The following is a 20,517-nucleotide window of genomic DNA, read 5'->3' as shown; positions in this document are numbered from 1 at the left end:
CCTGCCGACGCCTACTTCGGCAGGGCTCCGGCAATCATCAAACTGCGCGAAAGGATCAAGCGACAGACCATCGAACATCGGCGCTTGCAGCACCGCAAGTTCGCCGCCTAACATCAACCCCCTGACGAGGTCCGCACTCCGCTAATCTACGCCGCGAGTTGTGCCGAATGTTCTGACGACGGACACCTCGTACCCGCTCCACGTCGCCAATGTCCTGATGATGGTGCTGGGCTTCGGGCGCCGCGCCGCAGAGGGGGCAGTCCCGGTCTCCGCCGAGGGAGAACAGGAAGCCGGCCTCCTCCAGAGCTTCAAGCCGCTGGATGTCCGACACATAGACGCCGTCCAGCTGGTCAAACCGACCGAGGCTGAGGTCGATCTCGTCGAGCCGACCTGCAGCCACCGAGAGCTCGATACCGAGCTGTCGCTTGCGGTCCAGCAGTTCCCTTATCGAGCCCTGCGCGGCGTCGAGATCGGCCTGTGCCTCCGCGAAGCTGTCGTCGAGCCGCCGTTCCTGATCGGCAAGGTCTTCGGTCGTGCCAAAGTCGGCCTCGATCTCCGCATCGATGGCGGCGATCATATCGTCCAGCATCTCCAGCTGGGCGTTCATCGATGACGCGAACGTACGACTGTCCGCCACCTCGACGATGGCGCTGTCGTCGATGCCCGTCAGGAGCAGCTTGAAGGTGCTGCGCTCGGCCGTCTGAGACACGGCCTGCCCGCTCTGGATCGGGGAGCCCTCGCTCTGGATGGTGGTCTCGTCGACGATGCAGAACCGGGCCACGTCGCGGAAGCTGAGGGATCGCCGCTTGCCGTTCGCGTCCACCGCTATGCGGCGCCCGTCGAGGCCGACCAGGCCGAGCAGGTGGCGGGAGATGTTGTTGTCGTCGTGAGGATCGTGCCGGGCGCCGAGCACGCGATTCGAGCCGGGCGCATCAGCGCCGATCGCCAGGCCGTCGTGCAACCTGTAGTTACCGCCAGCCAGCGCTCGGGAGATGGTCTCGTCGCCGCCGGGCGTGGCCAGCCCCAGCCACGCGCGGTCGAACGGGCGACGCTCGGCGATGTCCGGCAGTGCCTTGGACCCGCCGAGCATGTAGTCGATCGCCTTGGTGGCGAAGGACTTGCCCGTGTTCGAGGCGCCGTAGAGCAGATTGAGACCTTCGCCGAACGACAACGACGCGGCCGACGTGGCGGGCCCGGTGAAGGCGAGCTGACGTAGGGAGAGCATTGTCACGACGCGCCGCCCGGCTGCTGACCGTCCGACCGAAACTCTAGGTCCCACCTGTCGACCTGTCGCTCGATCCTGGTCGCCATGTCGGCCGTGTCCAGATCGGCGAACTCGGCGACGAGCCAGGTCGCGCACTCCTTCAGGACCTGGGCATACTCGGAGCGCATCAGGTTCACGAACGCCGGTGCCGCGTCGCCAGCACGGAAGGACACGCCGCTCTCGTCGGCCAGGGCCTCCACCAGGTGGGCCCGCCGCATCAAGGTGAGACTATCCTCGACCAGCCGCCTCCGTACCAGCAACTCGCCCGAGCGCTCGGGCAGCGAGGGGTGGAGACTCGGCGGCCCGCCGGCATCGGCCGTATGCACCACCAGATGGTCGAACCAAGTCAGGCGGGCCAGGTCCAGCGCCCGGGTATAGGCCGCGTTAAGGACGACAACCGCCCTCGTCCCGGTTTCCAAAGTGCTGTTGAACAGCGGCACCGATCCGGACCCGCCGGGCACTCCTACTTCTTCCACACGAACTTCCCGTCGTTCGCGAAGTGGTGGCAGAACCCCTGCTTCACCGGCACGCGAGCATGCCTCGCTAGCATGCCTGCCGGCATCACCGTCGCGGCCTGCGACATGACGGCCTCCACGCGGGCGAGCGCATCCGGGTGGCTGCCGCGATATGGCCCCACGACCCCGTGATACATCTCGTCGTGCAGTGCTTCGAGATCCTCCTCGAGCGTGTTGTCGCGATAGAAGCGGTTGAACGCGTCAGCTTCGAAGAAGCGGGTGCGCTGCTCCTGAAGATGGGGTCCGTACTCGACATGGTCCGACACCGCGTCGTGATCCGAGAATGCCGATCCGGCCCGCTCCCCATAGGCGTCGATAAGCTGGTCGAGGTACGGCTGCTCGCGGATATCGACGCTGGGGGGCACGATGCCGCGGGGCGGGGCGCCGGGATCGGTGTTGAACCACTTCCGCAGCACCGGACGGACGTCGTCGTCCCCCAGGATGTCGTCGACGGTGACACGGCTGACGCAGGAAAAGTCGTAGGCGTCGACCATGGCCCGAAGCGACTCGGTGAGCGCCAGCGTCCGACCCTTCACGATCTTCTTGGCGCAGACGGCATCCCACCTGGCGATCAGCTCGGCCTTCAGCTTGCTGGGCTTGTTCACCAGTGCTTCGAGGTCGCGGCCCATCCCCTTCGGAACGACGAAGACGTATGCCGTCGGTGGCGTGAACTCGCCCTGATCCGAATGGAAAAGGATCTTGCCGAGTTCGAGCAGCGCGGTCGAAACGGGCAGCAAGGTCCCGTATTGCTTGCACTGGTAGTTGTCCCAGGGCCCTTCGTGGCGACTTGCCGTCCTGAACCCAACCACGTCCCGCCCGAGGTCGCCGGAGCCGGAGAAGCGCTGCACCTCCACGTACCTGGACTTCTTCTGCGCGATCCAGTCGCGAACGAACCGCTCCAGGTTCTCGTCGTCGAGCGCAAGTACATCGCGGTGGTGGCGCATCGGCGCCGCATAGCGAGCCGGGCGTTCGCTTCGCAAGATGTGAGCATGCGTCGTGGTCGTTCCCGACGCAGGGATCCGGTCCGTCAGGCTGTTGATGGTTTCGTTCATGAAGCTCGATCGTCGGCCGCCATTCAGGTCCGCTCGCCGCGGCGGCGGATCCAGCCAAGAACCCGCCGTACGCTAGTCGCGCGGCCGCCGCCGAAGATCGATGTAGAAACCCTCGCTGATCGGCGCCTCCGCGTAACTCCGCTCGCGCTCGGCGCTCTTCTTCGGGCAGGGCGCTGCGTCCCGGTCGAACGGGGGAAGGTTTCCCGACCGGGTGATGTATCGCGCGGGATCGTTCCTGACCCTTGCCATCAGTGGTCTCCGAGAAATGTCCTCACCTGCCTGTCGGTCATGCCGGCGGTGCAGCCCTCGCCGAACCGCCTGCGCTGCCCCGCGCCCGCCGTCTTGTAGCACGTCGTTCCACCAGCATCGGCGAGCTCGAACTCGTACTTTGTTCCTTCTACGTTCTTTTCCCAGCGCTGGCAACCGGCGGGTTTGGAGTACCGCCAGTCCAGCGTCGAGTCGTCGATTAAGGCCAGCGCGTTCGCTACCTCCAACGCGGACTGGAAGCGATCGTTCGGATCCACCTGCAGGCATTTCCGCACCACCGTGCGCAGGCGCTCGGGGACGTGCGCAGGGAAGCTGCGCCTGTCGGGAAACTGGCCGTTCACGACGGCCACCCTGAACGCATTCCGGTCGAAGGCACCACCGGGGAGGAAGGCGGCGAACTGGCGATCGAACTCACCGTTGCCGCAGCACATGCGGTACAGCAGCATGCCGACCTGATAGATGTCGAAGGTGCGCGGGAACTCGTATCTCCCGGTCGCCTCCGGCGGCTGGGTACGGATGTACCATTGGTCCTGTTCGGCCATTCCGCGGGCCCCGATCGGCCTAGCCAACCCAAAATCGGACAGCAGGCCCTCTCCTCGCTCGGACAGAAGCACGTTGTCCGGCTTCACGTCGAAGTGGACGAGGCCCTTGGAGTGAACGTGCTGGAGCCCGGCCAGTACCTGGCAGCCGATCGTCACGATCTCGCGTACCGTCAGGAACTGCCGGGAGATAAGATCCTTGAGGGAGCCGTTGCGGTACAGCGGCATGGCCACATAGACGTTCTCGTCGTCCTCGCAGGCATAGTGGATCTGCACCACGTTCGGGTGCGTGCTGGCATATAGCGCCTGCGCCTCCGCGAAGAAGCGGCCGGTGTCCAGCGTCGTCTTCGCAATCTCCTTGATAACGATGTCGGCGGCCAGCTGATGGTCCCGCGCGAGATAGGTGTGGCTGTTCTGGCCGTGCTGTCCGATCTCGCGCTGGTATTCGAAGCCGACCTCGGCGCGCCGATGAGGTCTAAGCATTCGCGGCACCCATCGCGTAGAGCACGGCCTCGCGTCGAACCTCGCTCATGTCCTCCCACCCGTCGACTTCCATGTCGTTGCGCCCCTCTTTCGTCATCGGCTTGAAGCTCGCCCGGTCGACTGCCAGCCTTGATGCTCCGACGGCGATCGGACCGGCGAAATATCCTTCCAGCGCGCTGCTGGCGAACGCCTCCTGGATCACCCCCTCGACCTGGACGCGCTCTACGGACAGGCTCTTCGCAACCGGCTCGCTGGTCCGCACTCCGGCCCGCTCGACTCGATACTCGCGCAACACGTCGAGCACGCTGCTGCGCACGTACTTCAACGCGACCGGCCATTCGAACGCGGCCGGGATCTGGATGTCCTCGACGTTGACGATCTCGTTCGCCTCACTGTCGAAGATCGCGAACGTCACGCACTTCGGCGCGGCCCGAAGGCCATGGTGATCATGTATGGCGTCCCCCCCGTTGTTCCGCCCATTAGCCGTCTTGTCTTTCCAGTCTACGATGAATTGGGCCGCCCGGAGCGGAAGCCTGGAGGATGCGCTATTGGGCTATCGTGGCACCAGCACAGCTTTGGAAAACTTGGAAGAGCCCGCCAGCATGCCGAGGGTGACAATGGGGGTTTTGAGCGGGGAGCGGGAAGCAGGTTCGGAGCGCGTAGCCACCGCGCCAAGTAACTCTAACGAAGGTCCGCTATCCTCAGCTGAACGCTGCAAAGCGGCCGTTCCGATTTCCCCCAGCAAAGCCGTTAGGAGATCGCTACATAGCGTTCGCTGTCAGCGGACCAATCCGCGGTTCTCGGCGCCCGGAGGCGCGGCGGGTAACCGGCCAGAGGATCGGAACGTTACCCGAACATGTCGCCCTGCGATCCGTGTGCGATCCGCCAATTGGAACAAACCGCAACCACACGGGCGGAGGGTCCCGAGAGAACTTTAGACCGATCAAGTACTTAGAATGGTGGAGCCGAGGGGGATCGAACCCCTGACCTTCGCAATGCCATTGCGACGCTCTCCCAGCTGAGCTACGGCCCCACGCCGTTTTTGCCGTTCGTTTCCGAAGCGGCTCCGGGAACCCCGTGTCCGGGGAAGGCGCCCTCTAAGCGGGCCCTTTTGGTTTGGCAAGCGCCTTTTCGACGCTTGCCGCACCTTTTTTGAAATCGCCGGCCTTGGCCGGCGCGAGGATCAGTTTTCCTCGTCTTCGTCCTGGGTGTTCACGCCCAGATCGTCGTCGCCGCCGAGATCGACGTCGTCGTCGGCCGAGGGCTCATCCTCACCGTCGATGTCCAGATCCTCGTCACCGAGATCGGCGTCCTTGTCCGCCTCCTTCTCGCTGATGGGCTTGGCAGCTTCGAAGGGAAGCGGCTGCTTGGACTTCAGGATCGGCTCCGGATTCCAGGTCACGCCGCATTCGATGCAGGTGACGGGATCTTCCTTGCCCAGGTCATAGAAGCGCGTCGCGCATTTCGGGCACGTCCGCTTCGTGCCCCATTCCGGCTTCACCATGTGCCGCTCTTGCCTTTCGGTGTGGGATTTTGGGTATCGGGACTGGTGCCCGAGAAGTGGCGCGCGCCTTGCCATAGCGCAAGGGCGCTGTCAAAAACCGCTGCCTGCCGCCGGCCCAGCGACGGCGGATGCTTCGAGGCGAGGCAGATCTGCGCCCCGCCGCGCCCCGCCGCTTGACGACCGCTCCGGTTGCGGCAAGGGGTCGCCCATGATCATTGCAGTCGACGGACCCGCCGCGTCGGGTAAGGGCACCATCGCCCGGGCGCTTTCCCGCCACTACAACCTGCCCCATCTCGACACCGGGCTGCTCTATCGTGCCGTCGCCGCAACCGTGCTCCGCGACAAGCTCACGCCCGAGCGCGAAGCCGATGCGATCGCCGCCTGCGGCTTCGAGGATCGGCTGCTCGAGGATCCGTGGCTGCGGAGCGACGAGGTCGGCCAGATCGCGTCGGTCGTCTCCGCGCATGCGCTGGTGCGCGCCGCGCTGCTCCAACGTCAGCGGCGCTTCGCGGCGCAACCGGGCGGCGCCGTCCTCGACGGTCGCGACATCGGCACGGTGATCGCCCCCGACGCCCACGCCAAGCTGTTCGTGAAGGCGACGCCTGCCATCCGGGCACGCCGTCGCCACCTGGAGCTTCAGAAGCAGGGCTCGCCCGTCACCTACGACAAGGTTCTGGCCGACATTCGCGCACGCGACGAGCGGGATGCCGGGCGTGCCAACGCGCCGATGATGATGGCCGCAGACGCCGCCCCGCTCGACACCAGCTTCCTGTCGATCGAGGCCGCCGTTCAGCGCGCGGTCGAACTGGTGGACGCACGCGTCGCCGCCTGACCGGGGGCACCGGGCCGGCCGCCTCGCAAGCTTGCGAATTGCTTGCATCTGGGCTATGCGTGCGGGGTTCGACGAGCGATTGCTCGCGGGGCCGGCGCGGAGGCGATTCCTCACGCGCCCTTTTTCGCATGAAATTGCAGGCCTTTGCAGCAAGCGTCCGACGAATGCCGCGACCGGCATCCGGCCGCCGCGGCGACGCCGGTCAAAGACCGCCGGAACCAACCGGCCGGCCGGAAAAACGTACAGGAACCAGGAACTCTAATGGCCTCTTTGGCAAACCCGAGCCGCGACGATTTCGCGGCGATGCTTGACCAGACCCTGGGTCAGGCCGACAGCTTCGAAGGCCGCGTGGTCATCGGGACCGTCACCGGCATCGAGAACGATCTCGCCGTGATCGACGTGGGCCTCAAGTCGGAAGGCCGCGTGCCGCTGCGCGAGTTCGCGGCGCCGGGCCAGAAGGCGGACCTGAAGGTCGGCGACGAAGTCGAGGTCTATGTCGACCGCGTCGAGAACGCGAACGGCGAAGCGATGCTCAGCCGCGACCGCGCCCGCCGCGAAGCCGCCTGGGACAAGCTGGAAACCGAGTTCGCCAAGTCGGCTCGCGTCGAGGGCGTCATCTTCGGCCGCGTCAAGGGCGGCTTCACGGTCGACCTGTCGGGCGCCGTGGCCTTCCTGCCGGGCTCGCAGGTCGATATCCGTCCGGTGCGCGACGTCACGCCGCTGATGGACATCCCGCAGCCCTTCCAGATCCTCAAGATGGACCGCAAGCGCGGCAACATCGTCGTCTCGCGCCGCGCGGTGCTGGAAGAAACCCGCGCCGAGCAGCGTTCGGGCCTGATCCAGTCGCTGCACGAGGGCCAGGTGATCGACGGCGTGGTCAAGAACATCACCGATTACGGTGCGTTCGTCGACCTCGGCGGCATCGACGGCCTGCTCCACGTCACCGACCTCAGCTACAAGCGCGTCGGCCACCCGTCCGAGATGCTCAACATCGGCGACACGGTGCGCGTGCAGATCATCCGCATCAACCGCGACACGCAGCGCATCTCGCTCGGCATGAAGCAGCTTGAGAGCGATCCGTGGGATGGCGCGTCGGTCAAGTATCCGGTCGGCGCCAAGCTGGCTGGCCGCGTGACCAACATCACCGAATATGGTGCGTTCGTCGAGCTGGAGCCGGGCATCGAAGGCCTGGTGCACGTCTCCGAGATGAGCTGGACCAAGAAGAACGTCCACCCGGGCAAGATCGTGTCGACCAGCCAGGAGGTCGAAGTCATCGTCCTCGAGGTCGATCAGGAAAAGCGCCGCATCTCGCTCGGCCTCAAGCAGGCCCAGGCGAACCCGTGGGAGCGTTTCGCCGAGCAGCACCCGGTCGGCTCGACCGTCGAGGGCGAAGTCAAGAACGCGACCGAGTTCGGCCTGTTCGTTGGCCTGGACGGCGACGTCGACGGCATGGTCCACATGTCGGACATCGCCTGGGGCATCTCGGGCGAGGACGCGCTCAACCTGCACCGCAAGGGCGAGATGGTTCAGGCCGTCGTGCTCGCAGTGGAGCCGGACAAGGAGCGTATCTCGCTCGGCATGAAGCAGCTCGAGCGCGGTGCGCCGGCGGTGGGCGTTGCCACCACGGGCGACCGTCTCAACAAGGGTGCGATCATCACCGTTACCGTGCTTGAAGTCCGCGACGCGGGCCTCGAAGTGCAGGCTGGCGAAGATGGCGCGACCGGCTTCATCAAGCGCACCGACCTCGGCCGCGACCGCGACGAGCAGCGTCCGGAGCGCTTCCAGGTCGGCCAGAAGTTCGACGCGATGGTGTCGGGCTTCGACCGCTCCAAGAAGCCGACCTTCTCGGTCAAGGCGATGCAGATCGCCGAAGAGAAGCAGGCGGTTGCACAGTATGGCTCGTCCGACTCGGGCGCGTCGCTGGGCGACATCCTGGGCGAGGCCCTCAAGGCCCGCGGCGAAGGCCGCTAAGCATTGCGCCGCGGCGGGAAGTTGCTTCCCGCCGCGGCAAATGCCTTAACTTGTGTTGCAGTTCGGCTCCTGCCGAATTAGCTGTTCGGTTCCCCTGCGTAATGACCGCTTCCGTCATTGTCTGGCGGGATGGATGAGGCCGAAATGATCCGATCTGAACTCGTACAGCGCTTGGTCGCCGAGAACCCCGGCCTCTCCGCGCGCGACGTGGAACGGATCGTCACCGTCTTCTTCGACAGCATCGTCGAACAGTTGAAGGCGGACGGTCGCGTCGAGCTGCGCGGCTTCGGCGCCTTCTCTACCCGCGCACGCGATGCCCGGACCGGTCGCAACCCGCGCACCGGCGAAACCGTCGAAGTGGATGCCAAGCGCGTCCCCTATTTCAAGCCCGGCAAGGAAATGCGCGCGCGTCTGAACGTGTGACGTTCCGCCTCGGCGCAACGCCGCGCTTGACGCGGGTGCAGCCTTGCGGTTCCCGTGCCGCCATGCGGACGTGGCGAAACCGGTAGACGCAGCCGACTTAAAATCGGCTTCCGAACAGGAGTGCGGGTTCGAGTCCCGCCGTCCGCACCACCATGTGGCGCTTCGCCGCCTTCGATGGCAGGAAGGGGCCATGGCGCCCTTCCCCTTCTCGCACGCCCGCTTCCCGCTGCTGCTCGCCGCGGCTGCGCTGGCGCTCGGCGGCTGCGACCGCCGGCCCGACGATACGGCGGTGGCGGTCAGCGTCGTGGGCGGAACGGCTCGGGTGGCCGACCCTTCCCGCACGGAGCTCTCCCCCGCCGAGCGGGTGCTGATGGGCGCGACGGCACAGGGCCTCGTCCGCTTCGATGCCGCCGGCCAGGTCGAGCCTGCGCTTGCCGAGCGCTGGATCGTGATCGACGAGGGCCAGAGCTATATCTTTCGCCTGGGCGACGCGCGGTGGCCGGACGGCAACCGCGTCACCGCGAGCGAGGTCGTGGCGACGCTGAAGCGGGCGGTCCGCCCCGCGCACCACAAGCCCCTGGCCGGTGCCTTGCGGCTGGTCGACGAGATCGTCGAGATGACGCCGGAGGTGGTCGAGATCCGCCTGCGCCGGCCGCAGCCAGAGTTCCTGAAGCTGCTCGCGCAGCCGGAGCTTGCCATCTTCCAGGCACGCGGCCTGCGCGGGACGGGACCGTTCGAGCTCGGCCAGCCGGCGCGCGGCGCGCAACAACTGCGGCCGATCCGCGGACTGGACGACGAGGATGCGGACACGCCGCCCAGCCCCGCCGAGAGGATCGAGCTGCGGGGGGACAGGGCAGCGCGTGCGGTGCTGCGCTTTACGCGGGGCGACCGCGATCTGGTGCTGGGCGGGGGCGTGGACGACTGGCCGTTGCTGGCCGTCGCCGACGTCGCGCGGGAGAGCATCCGCGTCGATCCGGCGGTGGGGCTGTTCGGACTGGCCGTCGCGCGGCGACAGGGCTTCCTGGCCGAGACCGCCAACCGGGCCGCGCTGGCGGGCGCGTTCGACCGGAGCGCCATTGCGGCGGGGGTGCGCGAGGAATGGACGCCTGCCACCACGCTGCTTCCGGCGCAGCTTGACTCCGCCGCCGCCCCTGCCGCGTTCCCCTGGCCCGCCACGCCAACGGAGGACACCATCGGGCAGGCGCGGGCGCGGGTGGCGATCTGGATGGCGGACCATCCGGACATGGCGCCGCTTCGGATCGCACTGCCGCAGGGACCCGGCGGCAACCTGCTGTGGCGCGGCATCGCCCGGTCGCTGCGCGCCATCGGCCTGCCCGTGGAGCGGGTGGCGATCGATGCACCGGACGCGGACCTGCGCCTGGTGGACAAGGTCGCGCCGCTCGATTCGGGCCGCTGGTACCTCGACAACGCCTGCGTCGCCTGCGACCCGATGATCCGCTCGATCATCGACAGCGCCGCCGATGCGCCGGACGCGGAGACACGCGGGCGGCTGCTGGCGGACGGGGATGCGGCGCTGGCGGCGGACGCGAGCTTCGTGCCGATCGCCCTGCCGCTGCGCTGGTCCCTGGTGTCGCCGCGGCTGCGCGCCTGGGCGCCCAACCCGCGCGCGTGGCACCCGTTGAATCACCTGCGAGGCGACCCCAGCTAACAGCCATGAACCGCACCTCCCGCATCCCGCCCGAAGCGTTCGACCGCCTGGCCGAAGTCGTGCCCCTAGGCCGCGACGCCGCTGCCGTGCGCAAGCGGCTGGTGGCCCTGGAGCGGCTGCTGGAGCGCAGCTTCGTGATCCCGGGCCTCAAGGTGCCGGTGGGTCTCGACTTCCTGTTCAACCTGCTGCCGGTGGGCGGCAGCTTCATCGGCGCCGCGATGGGCAGCTACATGATCTGGGAGGCCCGCAACCTGGGCATGTCCAAGCTCCAGATGGCGCGCATGGCAGGCAATGTCGGCGTCGACTGGGCGGTGGGCCTGATCCCGGTGGTGGGTGCGGTGCCCGACCTGCTGTTCCGGTCCAACACCCGCAACCTGCGCATCATCAAGCGCCACCTGGACAAGCACCACCCCGGCACGGCCACGATCGACAACCCGTGACCGCGCGCGGGGCGCTGGCCGTTACCGGCCGCCTCGCCAGATCTTGAGCGGGGCGTTGCTGGTGAGGCCACCCTGGTGCGCCGGGCAGGCGCGGTAGCGCAGCCGCTTGTCCAGGCACAGCCAGACCTCGTCCAGCCAGCCGTCGCGGGTGGCGGTGATCCGCATCATGTTGGCCGCGATGCCGGGGTTCGCCCGGGCGATCGCCTGCGCCAGCTGGCCGGCGGTGAGGCGCGAGCGGCGCGAAAGCGCGTCCATGTCCGGGAAGCGCAGCCGCCCGTAGAGCGCGTTGGAGCGCGCGAAATAGGTCGCGGGCGTCACCCCCATGCAGCTGCCGTGCTTGGCATATTCATGCTGGAGCAGCTGCACCGAGGGCGTCGCGCACAGGTTCTTGCGCACCACCGCCTGGGGCAGCAGCGCCACCGGCTTGCAATATTGCGGCCACGTCTTCCCCTCCCCGTCCGGCCAGAGGCCGTGCAGGGTGAAGCCGAAGCGGTTGCCCTGGCCGCACTGGAAGCTGTCGTCGCCCGCCCGCTTGCCGCGGCAATATTGCGGCGACCAGGTGAGCGCGAGCGTATAGCTGCCGATCGGGATCACCCGGCGCGGCTGCTTGGACGTCGGCAGGTCGGCATGCGGCCGCGGCAGCGCCGCCGGCACGCTGCACTGGGTGCTTTGTGCCAGGGCGGTGCCGGGAAGCGCGGCGGCGAGGAGCATCGCCGCCTTGTGCCAGAGGCAAATCATTCGAACGGCGTTTCCGCAGGGCCGGTCGGCTGCCCCTTGAACCAGGCGACGGCGTCCGGCTTGAACAGCATGACGACGGCGGCGGCCTGAAGCGCGGTCGAGAGGATGCTGAGGATGCCGGTGACGCCGCCCGGATAGGCTCCGTTCAGGAGGGTGAACAGCAGCGAGATCACGCCGATCACGAAGAAGATCACCACGATCCACCGGGCAATGTTGCTGCGCATGCGCGAGGTGAAGAACCACAGCAGCAGCGAAATGCCGAAGCCGACGATCACGCTGCCCAGCATGACGGGCGTGGCGATGGCGGCAGTGGCGGGGTCCGCCTGCATCCGCTCCATGGTGGCGTTCCAGCCGATGGCCGTGCTGACGAGGCCGAGCGCCAGCGCGCCCAGATAGAAGATGTCGAAGCGTTGAATGGACTTGGGACGCATGATGTTTCTCCCCCTGTAAACAGCGCCGAACCTAGCCGACCCGCCCCTTTCGGCAAGCGAATTAGAGGGCGGTGAAGTCGAGCCCGATATCGGCGGCGGGCGCCGACTGGGTGAGCCGGCCGACCGACACATAGGTGACGCCGGTCGCGGCGATCGCGGCGATGGTGTCGAGCCGGACGCCGCCCGAGGCCTCGGTGGGCACGCGTCCGGCGACCTCCGCCACCGCGGCGCGCAAGGTCGGCGGGTCCATGTTGTCGAGAAGGAGGTGGGTGGCGCCGCCGGTGAGCGCGGGGGTGATCTGGTCGAGCCGGTCGACCTCGACGATGATCGAGGCGATGCCGGCGTCCGCCGCCCGGCGCGCCGCGGCCTCGACGCCGCCCGCCACCGCGACATGGTTGTCCTTGATCATCGCCGAGTCCCACAGGCCCATGCGGTGGTTGGTCGCACCGCCCATGCGGGTGGCGTATTTCTCCAGCCTGCGCAGGCCCGGCAGCGTCTTGCGTGTGTCGAGCAGCGTGGCGCCGGTGCCGCGGATCGCGTCGACATAAGTGGCGGTGAGCGTGGCGATGCCGGAGAGATGCTGGACGGTGTTGAGCGCCGAGCGCTCGGCCGTCAGCAGCGCGCGGGCATTGCCGCGCAGGCGCAGCAGGTGCGAGCCGGCGGCGACGCGATCGCCGTCCTGCACCAGCGCCTCGATCTCCACCTGCGGATCGAGCGCGCGGAAGAAGGCTTCCGCGATCGGGAGGCCCGCGACCGTGATGGCGTCGCGGCTGTCCATGACGCCGGCGAAGCGCGCATCGGCGGGGATCACGGCAGCGGAGGTGATGTCGCCCCCCTCCCCCAGATCCTCGGCAAGCGTCTCGCGGACGAAGCGATTCAGATCGAAGCCTTCGAGCGACCAGTGCATGCGCGTTCTCCGCCGGACGTGAGGAAGGGCGCGCGGTAGCGTGCCCGGGAGAGCCGCCGCAAGGCGGAAAGTGCGTCGAGAGTCCGTCCACGAACGCGTGTCGCACCGCTGTCCGGGGCCAACCGCGCGGCGTGCTGCACTGCGGAAGGTTAGGCTAAGGTTAGGCCAAGAACGGCCGTTGCGGGCGTGGATCGTCGTCGCGACCATGCTGCTGGAGGTGGCTGATCCCAGGCGCGGACGATCCCTTGGTGTGCGTGCGAAGGGGTCGCCGACGGCTGCTCTGCCGGGCCCTGGGTTCCTGCCTGCGCAGGAACACGGTGGAGGCCCAAAGCGCGCGCGATACTCGTCCGGGCAGAGTCGCGGTGTCGGTTGAAAGGCGTCCGGACGCGGTGCGCGTGATCGGCCATGCTATTCCTCCCCCGGTGCGGGGAGGACTGTGACGACGCCTGGTCGTGTAGGACAGCCCGGGCGTGCGGCCCGGGCGTGCCGTCAGACCTTGGCGGCGTAGAGCATGCGGCCGTTGCCGAGGTGGCCGAACACCTGCGCCAGCTCGCTTTCGCCGACGGCGAAGCAGCCCTGACTGCGGCCGAGCTTGCCATGGGTGCGCAGCATCGAGGCGTTGGAATACCAGGCGCCGTGGATCACGATGGCGCGATCGAGCGCATTGTTGTTGGTGGGGTCGAGCCCGATCAGCCGCTGCGACTTGCCATGCTTGCCGACATAATAGTCGGAGGCGAGGAAAGCGCCTTCGCACGAGGCATTGGAGCCGTTGAGGTTGGAGAAGCGCTGGAGATAGCCGCTGTGCGCGGGATCCGAACCGCTCCCATGCGCAACCAGCAGCGTCGTGGTCTGGCCGTTGATGAGATCGACCAGATGGAAGCGCGGCACCGACGAGGATGCGGCGAAATCGGCGATGGCGATGCGATCGCGATTGGCAACGCGGCCGCCATGCGCCTGGAGCGCGGCAACCGCACGGCGGAACAGCGCCGGGCGCACCATGCGCGGCGAAGTGAGCGGCGCAACGGGTGCCGCCGGCACGGCCGCACGGACCGGCGAGGCGAAGGCGCCGGATGCGACCACGGCGCCCGCGACCGTGAGACCCGAGGTGAGGAATGCGCGGCGCGAGGGCGCCGTTTCGACGATGTTGTGCACGTGGATGTCCTGCCCTGAAGCCCGCTCTGGACACCGCGTCGCGCTGCCCGGCACCCTTTTAGCCAAGAAATCCAAACAGTTCCTACTCGCGCACGCGCCCTGCCGCAGCCCTGCCGCGGCTCATCGCAGGATAGCAGGACTGGCGGGTTGAGGAAGGTTTCGTTGCGGGGGCGGCAGATTCTTTCTCGCCTGTCAATGGCACAAAATAGACTTACCTACGTTTAGAAAGATGTGAAGCGGATGGGTCGCACTTCCCCCCACCCGCATGATGATGATGTTGAGGTGCGTAATGAACATTCGCAATTGTCGCGCCTGGCTGGCGGCCGGGGCGCTCGCTCTTTGCCTGCCGGCGGCGCCCGCTTTTGCGCAGGAAGCCATCGCGCAATTCGACATTGCGTCCAGTCAGGCGCTGAAGCCGGGCCAGTTTGTTTGGAAGGACAGCGGCGATGCTTCGGAACCGGTGACGGTGACCGTGAGCATCCCGTTGCAGCGGGCCTATGTCTTCCGCGGCAGCACCCTGATCGGCGTGTCCACCGTTTCCACGGGCAAGCCCGGTCATGAAACGCCCACCGGCGAGTTCGAGATCCTTCAGAAGAAGGTGATGCACAAATCCAACCTGTACGACGACGCACCCATGCCGTTCATGCAGCGGCTGACTTGGGACGGGATCGCGCTGCACGCGGGCAACATCCCGGGCCGCCCGGCCTCGCACGGCTGCGTCCGGCTGCCGTCGGCCTTTGCGAAGAAGCTGTTCGCGGCGACCGAGATGGGCGCGCTGGTTTCGATCAACAACGACCCCTACGACCCGCTTTCCGCGCCGCCGCTGCCCGCCGAGAACTTCGAATCGTCCATGTCGGGCACGGTGACGGCGTCGCAGGACGTGGTGCCCGGCCGCGGCATCCGTACCGCGACGGCGCCCTGAGCCGGGGCTGGCGGACGCATCCGGCGCTTGACCCCTGCCGTTGAAGGAGCGGCCGGGTCTGAGCACGGGACGGGTCGGGCCGCGGGCCGGCGGATCTCACCAGCGGCGTGGGCCTGCGCACCGATCGGCTAACCGCCGCGTTTGCGGCGCCCCTCGATCAGGACCGCCTGCTGCCACCGCCCTGGTGCCTTGTCGGTCCGGTGCGTGCACCCTGCCCAGCAGCAGGGCCGCTTCTTGCCGGCCAGCAGCTCCTCGCACATTCGCTCTAGGCGGCGTTGACGCGTCGCTGCCTGCTTCGCGTCCGTGACCCAGCAGATGAACTCGTTGCGACCAAGGGGCGTCAGCTCCTGCCAGCGCGACGGCAGGTCGGCGCTTGCCTGCACCGCGGCCTGAAGATCCTCGGGCGCGTCGTGGACCGTGCCGTGCGGAAACGAGTCAGCCATGGGATCTCCAGACTTTCGAAGGCGGCCGCACTGTGCCGGGCCGGCGCATATTCGCATGCATCGTCGCGCGCGCAATCAGAACCGCAATGCTCTGGGCGGAAACGACCGGCTTCCTTGAACGGCGATGCTGGCGAGGGGCGCGCGAACGGCGTAGCCTCGCAGGCGAGAACGGGCGGCCGCTCCTCCTCGGTGCGGAGACGCCCCTTTTCCTGGGAGGGCGGGATGCGGGTTCGGGTTGCAAGCTGCCGGTGCGGACAATTGCGGGCGACCTGCACGGGCGAGCCGGTGCGGGTGTCGGTGTGCCATTGCCTGGAGTGCCAGAAGCGCAGCGGCAGCGCCTTTGCCGTGCAGGCGCGCTGGCCGGACGCGCAGGTCGCGCTCGCCGGCGAGTTCCGGACCTGGAGCCAGCAGGGTGACAGCGGCGCGGTGGCGCGCTTTCGGTTCTGCCCCATTTGTGGTGCGACTCTGGTCTATGCGAGCGAGGGCATGCCGGGGCTGACGGCAGTTGCAGTGGGCGCCTTCGCCGATCCCGGCTTTCCGGCCCCGCACTATTCGGTGTGGGAAGACCGCAAGCACGGCTGGGTCACCGTGTCCGCGGACGGGATGGAGCACTTCGCCTAGCGCGGCGCGGCTAGGCGGCGACCAGTTCGATATTGGGATGGTCGGCGAGGATGTGGAGGATGGTGTCGAAGTAGGTCGGCCCCTCGCCGCGCTCGACCGCATCGAGCTGGCGGCGGATCCGGGTCACGTCGAAGCGGTCCGGCCGCTGGAGCTTTGCGCGCAGATGGGCTGCGGTGGCCTCTGCGCCGAGGGCCGATCGGCTCGCCTCCAGGTCCTTCCAGACGAGGCGCACGGGTTCGCGGCCCGCGATCGCGCCATAGCCGCCGTGCAGCAGGTCGTCGAAGGCGTCGAGGCTTTCGCCCAGCGTCCAGTCCTCCCCGGCCATGAAGACGCGGTTCACCTCTGCGTAGAAGGAGGCGATGTCGCGGATGCGGGCGCCTTCGAGCGTGAGGGTCTTGGGCACAAGCGCGCCTATCGCGCCTTGTCCTGCAGCACGGAGGCGAGGTCCGGGCGCGGGAGGATCGGCGGGGTGCTGTCCATGTAGGTGAGCCAGTGGCTCCAGATCACATGGGTGCGCAGCTTCGTGAGGCGGGTGCGGCAGGTGATGGCCATGTGGGTGCGGATCGTGCCGCCGATCCAGTTCTGGTACACGCTCGCGCATTCGGCGTCGCGGTAGCGGATCCAGGCACGCTGGGCGTCGACCAGTTCCTTGGCGGTCTGCGCCTCCCCCTCGCTGCGCAGCCGGCGCATCGCGGCCTGGTAATAGCGGTTCAACTCGGCATCGGCCGCGGCGAGTTCGGCGGAGGCGCAGGCGTCGACCGAGGGCGTGTCGGCGCCGGGGCAGGACGCGGGCTGGGCCGACTGGAGGAACATGGCGAGCGCGAACAGGGGCATGGGGAGTCCTTGGAATTGCCGGTTGCAGCTGTGCCGGGCCGACCAGAAGACGGGATCGGCGTTGCGCTACATCAGCGGGCGGCGTTGCGGATCGAGGACGGTGACCTCCTCGAAGCCGGCGGATTGCAAGCTGTAGATCGCGCCGCCGATGCAGCGATACGGGACGTCGTTCGTGTTCAGCAGGATGCGGGCGCTGCGTCCGGGCTTCGCTTCGGGACGGGCGGTGGCGAGCAGTTCCTGAGGGGTGATCGTGCGCCCGCCGACTTCGATGGTGCAGCTGGCGGCTGGCCCTCGAACCACGATGTCGAACGGCGCGGGCGCCGCCCTGCCCGTCGCGTATCCGGCCAGGGCGAGTGCAAAGGCCGCGATGATCGTAGAAGGAAGGGCCGGCTGCATCGGCGAAGGATGCCGGAACTTTGGCACTCGAGCAACGCGCCCGCGGGGGCGCGGCGGGCACAAAAAAGGGGGCCGGAGCCCCCTTTTCGGTTAGCCGCGCGGGCCGCCGCGTGGGCGGAACGGGCGGGCGTGGTGGCGCGGCTGGTTCGGGCCACCGCGGGGCGGACGCGGACCGCCGGTGCTGCCCGGGGGCGGCGGGCCATCCATCGGCAGCACGCGCAGGTCGTCGTCGCCCTCACCCGCGGTGCGCTTGATCGCGGCCACGAAGCGGCTGGCGACGGCGCGCGGGATCTGGAAGGCAGTTTCGTCCGCGGCGATATGGATCGCGCCGACCTCACCCTTGGTGATGTGACCGCGACGGCAGAGCAGCGGCAGCAGCCAGCGCGGATCGGCGTTCTGGCGGCGACCGATGTTCATGCGGAACCAGACGCTGTCCTCGAAGCCGGCACGCGGGCCGTCGTCGCGGGGGCCACGCTCGCCACGGTCGTTGCCGCCCACGAGGTCCTCGGCCGCCGGCAGCTTGGCGCGATAGGCGCGCACCAGCATGGCGGCGATGTCGGCGGGCTCGCGGCCTTCGAGCAGGCGGGCGCCCAGTGCGCGATCCTCCTCGTCCAGCTCCACCGTGTCGCTGAGCTTGGCGAGCAGGCGCTCGCGATCGGCCTCGCGGATCGCGTCGGCGCTCGGCACCTCGACCCACTCGGCGTTGATCTTGGCACCGCGCAGCATCATCTCGACGCGGCGGCGGCGCTGATAGGGCACGACCAGCGCGGCAATGCCCTTCTTGCCGGCGCGGCCGGTGCGGCCGGAGCGGTGCTGAAGCGCCTCAGCATCGCGCGGCAACTCGACGTGGATCACCAGGCTGAGCGAGGGCAGATCGATGCCGCGTGCGGCGACGTCGGTGGCGACGCAGACGCGGGCGCGGCGATCGCGCAGCGCCTGGAGCGCGTGGTTGCGCTCGTTCTGGCTGTGCTCGCCCGAAAGCGCCACGGCGTCGAAGCCGCGCTCGACTAGGCTCGCGTGCAGGCGGCGGACCGCTTCACGGGTGGCGCAGAACAGGAAGGCGGTGTCCGGCTCGTGGAAGCGCAGCAGGTTCACCACCGCGTGCTCGATGTCGGACGGGGCGACCGTCACGCACTGGTACGCGATGTCGCCATGGCCGCGATCGGCCGACAGCGTCTCGATGCGCAGCGCGTCGCGCTGGTAGCGCTTGGCGAGTGCGACGATCGGGCGCGGCATGGTCGCGGAGAACAGCAGCGTGCGGCGGCCGTCGGCGGTCGCGTCGAGGATCTGCTCCAGGTCCTCGCGGAAGCCCATGTCGAGCATCTCGTCGGCCTCGTCGAGCACTGCGACTCGGATCGCCGACAGGTCGAGCGCGCCGCGTTCGAGATGGTCGCGCAGGCGGCCCGGCGTGCCGACGACGATGTGCGCGCCGTGGCTGAGGCTGCGACGCTCGCGCGAGGGATCCATGCCGCCGACGCAGGTGGCGATGCGGGCGCCGGTCTGGCCATAGAGCCAGCCGAGCTCGCGGGCGACCTGGAGCGCGAGCTCGCGGGTCGGGGCGATGGCGATGGCGAGCGGGGCGCCGGCGGGGCCGATCTCGCCGTCCTCCCCCAGCAGCTGCGGAGCCATGGCGAGGCCAAAGGCGACGGTCTTGCCGGAGCCGGTCTGGGCGGAGACGATGAGGTCGCGCCCTTCGGCTTCGGGCTGGACGACGGCGGCCTGGACGGCCGTGGGCGCTTCATAGCCACGCGCAACAAGCGCCGCGGCGAGCGGTTCGGGAACTTTACCAAAGGGCATGGGGGCGCAAATGGCCCTTTCCGAGCCGTGGCACAAGGGCTTACGGTACCGGAGAGTCCCGGCGCGGGAGGCCGGCGACGCCCCAGGGCGCGGCTTGGGGCGGATGCGACACTAGCGCACAAGGCCGATCGCGCTTCGGACTCCGCCCGTTCGTTCCGTCCTCATCAGACCGCCGAGATAGGCATTCTCGCCAGGCAAGCCGTGTGCGGCGCGCGCTGGTGGGACCGGAACACGCAACCTGCCGGGCTCAGTTTCCCTCGACCGGCTCCGAGGATTCGGGCTGCGGGTCTGGGGTTGGCTTCGGCTCCAGATACTCGGGGACGAACGGGTTCACGCTCGGCGGCGGCCCCGACATGCCGGCCGGATCGCCCTCGACGCGCCCGCGCAACTGGTCGATCTCGGCCTGCCGCCGGTTCAGATAGAATGCCCGGGTTGCGGCATAGGGATCGGGCGAGTTGTCGTGCAGGTCCTTGAGCGTCTGATCGAATTCGGAACGATGATCGAGCGCGCCCAGGACTCCGGCGGGCACCGAATAGCTCAGGCTCGTGAACGGGCTGCCGACGCCGACCGGCAGGACCAGCCGATCGACGGCGCCTCCCAGCAGGTCCCGGACGGTCGTGGGGCCGACCAGGGGCAGGAACAGGAACGGCCCGTTCTTTACGCCATAAAAACCCAGCGTGTTTGCAAACCCGTTCGACCGCCGCGGCAGATGGAACGGCTTCCGCTTGGCCATGTCCACGAACCCGGCAGCGCCGACGGTGGTATTGATCACGAAGCGGCCGACCGTCTCCGCTGCCTTCCCAGGCTTGAGCTGAAGCAAGAAGTTCAAGAACACGATCGGTTCACGGATGTTGTACAGGAAGTTGTGGATCCCCTTGCGGATCGGGCTGGGCACAGTCTTCTTGTAGGTTCTTGCGACAGGTCCGATGACGGTGTCGTCGACCTTCTGCGTGACGGCAAAAGACTCGGCATTCACCGCGCGCAGCGGGTCTCCTGCCGGCTCCCGGCGCCCCGTGATGACGATGTCACCGTGCGCCGCCTCTTCGGCAGACGGCACCTGAAGGGGCGTAGCCGAGTCCAACGGGGGCACCGTACCCGGCGAATCCGGCGAGACTTGAACCGGAACGACCGCCGGCGGAGCCGCCGTGCTGGACTGAAGCGGCTGCGCCGGAAGGAGTGCCGGATCGACAAGCAGGACGGAGGGCGAAGCCAGGGTTGCCGAGGCAGCGCTCGCCGCGGTCGGGAAATCCGCCGCCGGCACTGAGCCCAGGGGGATGACCGCGAGCAGTAGCGCACCGGATACCGTCAACATGTACG

The 20,517-nt window shown here is 68.1% G+C and carries 23 protein-coding genes, 2 tRNA genes and 1 pseudogene; 9 read left to right on the top strand and 17 right to left on the bottom strand.

Annotated elements, in window-relative coordinates:
* Nucleotides 1–111, top strand: a pseudogene (locus tag MHZ35_RS05385) (PEP/pyruvate-binding domain-containing protein); the annotation flags it as partial.
* Nucleotides 112–1,227: 1,116 nt separating this feature from the next.
* On the opposite strand, the gene MHZ35_RS05380 reads toward MHZ35_RS05385, so the two are convergent.
* From MHZ35_RS05380 to MHZ35_RS05350, 7 genes are all read right to left on the bottom strand, one after another.
* A complete protein-coding gene (locus MHZ35_RS05380; RefSeq protein WP_239434682.1) occupies nucleotides 1,228–1,740 on the bottom strand; it encodes an ABC-three component system middle component 2 in 513 nt (170 codons plus the stop codon).
* Nucleotides 1,728–2,723 (bottom strand): ABC-three component system protein, encoded by a 996-nt coding sequence (locus tag MHZ35_RS05375; RefSeq protein WP_239434681.1) that lies wholly within the window; start codon nucleotides 2,721–2,723, stop codon nucleotides 1,728–1,730. Before MHZ35_RS05375 ends, MHZ35_RS05380 begins: the two co-directional genes overlap by 13 nt.
* Nucleotides 2,724–2,903: 180 nt before the next feature.
* Nucleotides 2,904–3,080, bottom strand: coding sequence for a hypothetical protein (locus tag MHZ35_RS05370; protein ID WP_239434680.1), 177 nt, complete (start codon nucleotides 3,078–3,080; stop codon nucleotides 2,904–2,906).
* Nucleotides 3,080–4,120: a serine/threonine-protein kinase gene (locus tag MHZ35_RS05365; RefSeq protein WP_239434679.1), complete on the bottom strand. Its 1,041-nt coding sequence runs from the start codon at nucleotides 4,118–4,120 to the stop codon at nucleotides 3,080–3,082. Before MHZ35_RS05365 ends, MHZ35_RS05370 begins: the two co-directional genes overlap by 1 nt.
* Nucleotides 4,113–4,535 (bottom strand): hypothetical protein, encoded by a 423-nt coding sequence (locus tag MHZ35_RS05360; protein WP_239434678.1) that lies wholly within the window; start codon nucleotides 4,533–4,535, stop codon nucleotides 4,113–4,115. Before MHZ35_RS05360 ends, MHZ35_RS05365 begins: the two co-directional genes overlap by 8 nt.
* 542 nt (nucleotides 4,536–5,077) lie before the next feature.
* Nucleotides 5,078–5,153: transfer RNA gene (locus tag MHZ35_RS05355), tRNA-Ala, on the bottom strand.
* A gap of 150 nt (nucleotides 5,154–5,303) precedes the next feature.
* Complete coding sequence (locus tag MHZ35_RS05350) at nucleotides 5,304–5,624, bottom strand: FYDLN acid domain-containing protein (RefSeq protein WP_125962413.1); 321 nt, start codon at nucleotides 5,622–5,624, stop codon at nucleotides 5,304–5,306.
* Between the two features lie 208 nt (nucleotides 5,625–5,832).
* Between MHZ35_RS05350 and MHZ35_RS05345 the strand changes: the two genes are divergently transcribed.
* The 6 genes from MHZ35_RS05345 to MHZ35_RS05320 all read left to right on the top strand — a co-directional run bounded on the left by MHZ35_RS05345 (nucleotide 5,833) and on the right by MHZ35_RS05320 (nucleotide 10,959).
* Nucleotides 5,833–6,456, top strand: a complete 624-nt coding sequence (locus MHZ35_RS05345) for a (d)CMP kinase (protein WP_125962414.1) — start codon at nucleotides 5,833–5,835, stop codon at nucleotides 6,454–6,456.
* A gap of 261 nt (nucleotides 6,457–6,717) precedes the next feature.
* The gene (gene rpsA, locus MHZ35_RS05340; RefSeq protein WP_125962415.1) at nucleotides 6,718–8,427 is read left to right on the top strand and encodes a 30S ribosomal protein S1; all 1,710 of its coding nucleotides are present in this window, start codon (nucleotides 6,718–6,720) and stop codon (nucleotides 8,425–8,427) included.
* A gap of 144 nt (nucleotides 8,428–8,571) precedes the next feature.
* Nucleotides 8,572–8,850 (top strand): integration host factor subunit beta, encoded by a 279-nt coding sequence (gene ihfB / locus MHZ35_RS05335; RefSeq protein ID WP_132882687.1) that lies wholly within the window; start codon nucleotides 8,572–8,574, stop codon nucleotides 8,848–8,850.
* A gap of 64 nt (nucleotides 8,851–8,914) precedes the next feature.
* Nucleotides 8,915–9,000 (top strand) — tRNA-Leu (locus MHZ35_RS05330).
* A gap of 40 nt (nucleotides 9,001–9,040) precedes the next feature.
* Nucleotides 9,041–10,519 (top strand): ABC transporter substrate-binding protein, encoded by a 1,479-nt coding sequence (locus MHZ35_RS05325; protein ID WP_239434677.1) that lies wholly within the window; start codon nucleotides 9,041–9,043, stop codon nucleotides 10,517–10,519.
* 5 nt (nucleotides 10,520–10,524) lie between these two features.
* Nucleotides 10,525–10,959, top strand: a complete 435-nt coding sequence (locus tag MHZ35_RS05320; protein WP_239434676.1) for a DUF4112 domain-containing protein — start codon at nucleotides 10,525–10,527, stop codon at nucleotides 10,957–10,959.
* Nucleotides 10,960–10,980: 21 nt separating this feature from the next.
* On the opposite strand, the gene MHZ35_RS05315 is transcribed toward MHZ35_RS05320, so the two are convergent.
* From MHZ35_RS05315 to MHZ35_RS05300, 4 genes are all read right to left on the bottom strand, one after another.
* Nucleotides 10,981–11,670: a ribonuclease T2 gene (locus MHZ35_RS05315; protein WP_239434675.1), complete on the bottom strand. Its 690-nt coding sequence runs from the start codon at nucleotides 11,668–11,670 to the stop codon at nucleotides 10,981–10,983.
* Between the two features lie 23 nt (nucleotides 11,671–11,693).
* Nucleotides 11,694–12,128, bottom strand: coding sequence for a hypothetical protein (locus tag MHZ35_RS05310; protein ID WP_239434674.1), 435 nt, complete (start codon nucleotides 12,126–12,128; stop codon nucleotides 11,694–11,696).
* 61 nt (nucleotides 12,129–12,189) lie between these two features.
* Nucleotides 12,190–13,035 carry a carboxylating nicotinate-nucleotide diphosphorylase gene (nadC, locus tag MHZ35_RS05305; RefSeq protein WP_239434673.1) on the bottom strand — a complete coding sequence of 282 codons (846 nt, stop codon included), beginning with the start codon at nucleotides 13,033–13,035 and terminating at the stop codon, nucleotides 12,190–12,192.
* 489 nt (nucleotides 13,036–13,524) lie between these two features.
* Entirely contained in the window at nucleotides 13,525–14,187 is a 663-nt protein-coding gene (locus tag MHZ35_RS05300) for a murein L,D-transpeptidase catalytic domain-containing protein (protein WP_239434672.1), read from the bottom strand.
* Nucleotides 14,188–14,476: 289 nt separating this feature from the next.
* Between MHZ35_RS05300 and MHZ35_RS05295 the strand changes: the two genes are divergently transcribed.
* The gene (locus tag MHZ35_RS05295; RefSeq protein WP_239434671.1) at nucleotides 14,477–15,109 is read left to right on the top strand and encodes a L,D-transpeptidase family protein; all 633 of its coding nucleotides are present in this window, start codon (nucleotides 14,477–14,479) and stop codon (nucleotides 15,107–15,109) included.
* Between the two features lie 128 nt (nucleotides 15,110–15,237).
* Here MHZ35_RS05295 and MHZ35_RS05290 read toward each other — a convergent pair whose 3' ends face one another.
* Nucleotides 15,238–15,552 carry a YdeI/OmpD-associated family protein gene (locus MHZ35_RS05290; RefSeq protein WP_239434670.1) on the bottom strand — a complete coding sequence of 105 codons (315 nt, stop codon included), beginning with the start codon at nucleotides 15,550–15,552 and terminating at the stop codon, nucleotides 15,238–15,240.
* Between the two features lie 222 nt (nucleotides 15,553–15,774).
* On the opposite strand from MHZ35_RS05290, the gene MHZ35_RS05285 reads away from it, so the two are divergent.
* Nucleotides 15,775–16,173 carry a GFA family protein gene (locus MHZ35_RS05285; protein ID WP_446741014.1) on the top strand — a complete coding sequence of 133 codons (399 nt, stop codon included), beginning with the start codon at nucleotides 15,775–15,777 and terminating at the stop codon, nucleotides 16,171–16,173.
* 10 nt (nucleotides 16,174–16,183) lie between these two features.
* Here the strand turns inward: MHZ35_RS05285 and MHZ35_RS05280 are convergent, their stop codons facing one another.
* The 5 genes from MHZ35_RS05280 to MHZ35_RS05260 form a co-directional block, all read right to left on the bottom strand.
* Entirely contained in the window at nucleotides 16,184–16,576 is a 393-nt protein-coding gene (locus tag MHZ35_RS05280; protein WP_239434668.1) for a barstar family protein, read from the bottom strand.
* Nucleotides 16,577–16,584: 8 nt separating this feature from the next.
* Entirely contained in the window at nucleotides 16,585–17,007 is a 423-nt protein-coding gene (locus MHZ35_RS05275; RefSeq protein WP_239434667.1) for a lysozyme inhibitor LprI family protein, read from the bottom strand.
* A gap of 66 nt (nucleotides 17,008–17,073) precedes the next feature.
* Nucleotides 17,074–17,403, bottom strand: coding sequence for a hypothetical protein (locus MHZ35_RS05270; protein WP_239434666.1), 330 nt, complete (start codon nucleotides 17,401–17,403; stop codon nucleotides 17,074–17,076).
* A 90-nt stretch (nucleotides 17,404–17,493) separates the two neighbouring features.
* Nucleotides 17,494–19,200, bottom strand: a complete 1,707-nt coding sequence (locus MHZ35_RS05265; protein WP_239434665.1) for a DEAD/DEAH box helicase — start codon at nucleotides 19,198–19,200, stop codon at nucleotides 17,494–17,496.
* Between the two features lie 247 nt (nucleotides 19,201–19,447).
* Nucleotides 19,448–20,257: an MlaA family lipoprotein gene (locus tag MHZ35_RS05260; RefSeq protein ID WP_239434664.1), complete on the bottom strand. Its 810-nt coding sequence runs from the start codon at nucleotides 20,255–20,257 to the stop codon at nucleotides 19,448–19,450.
* Nucleotides 20,258–20,517 lie beyond the last annotated feature (260 nt).

Origin of the sequence: Sphingomonas sp. ACRSK (assembly GCF_022346685.1) — a bacterium.
GTDB classification, from domain to species: Bacteria; Pseudomonadota; Alphaproteobacteria; order Sphingomonadales; family Sphingomonadaceae; genus Sphingomonas; species Sphingomonas molluscorum.
Note: the sequence above shows the minus strand (reverse complement) of the source record. Positions and strands in the feature narration are given on the sequence as shown.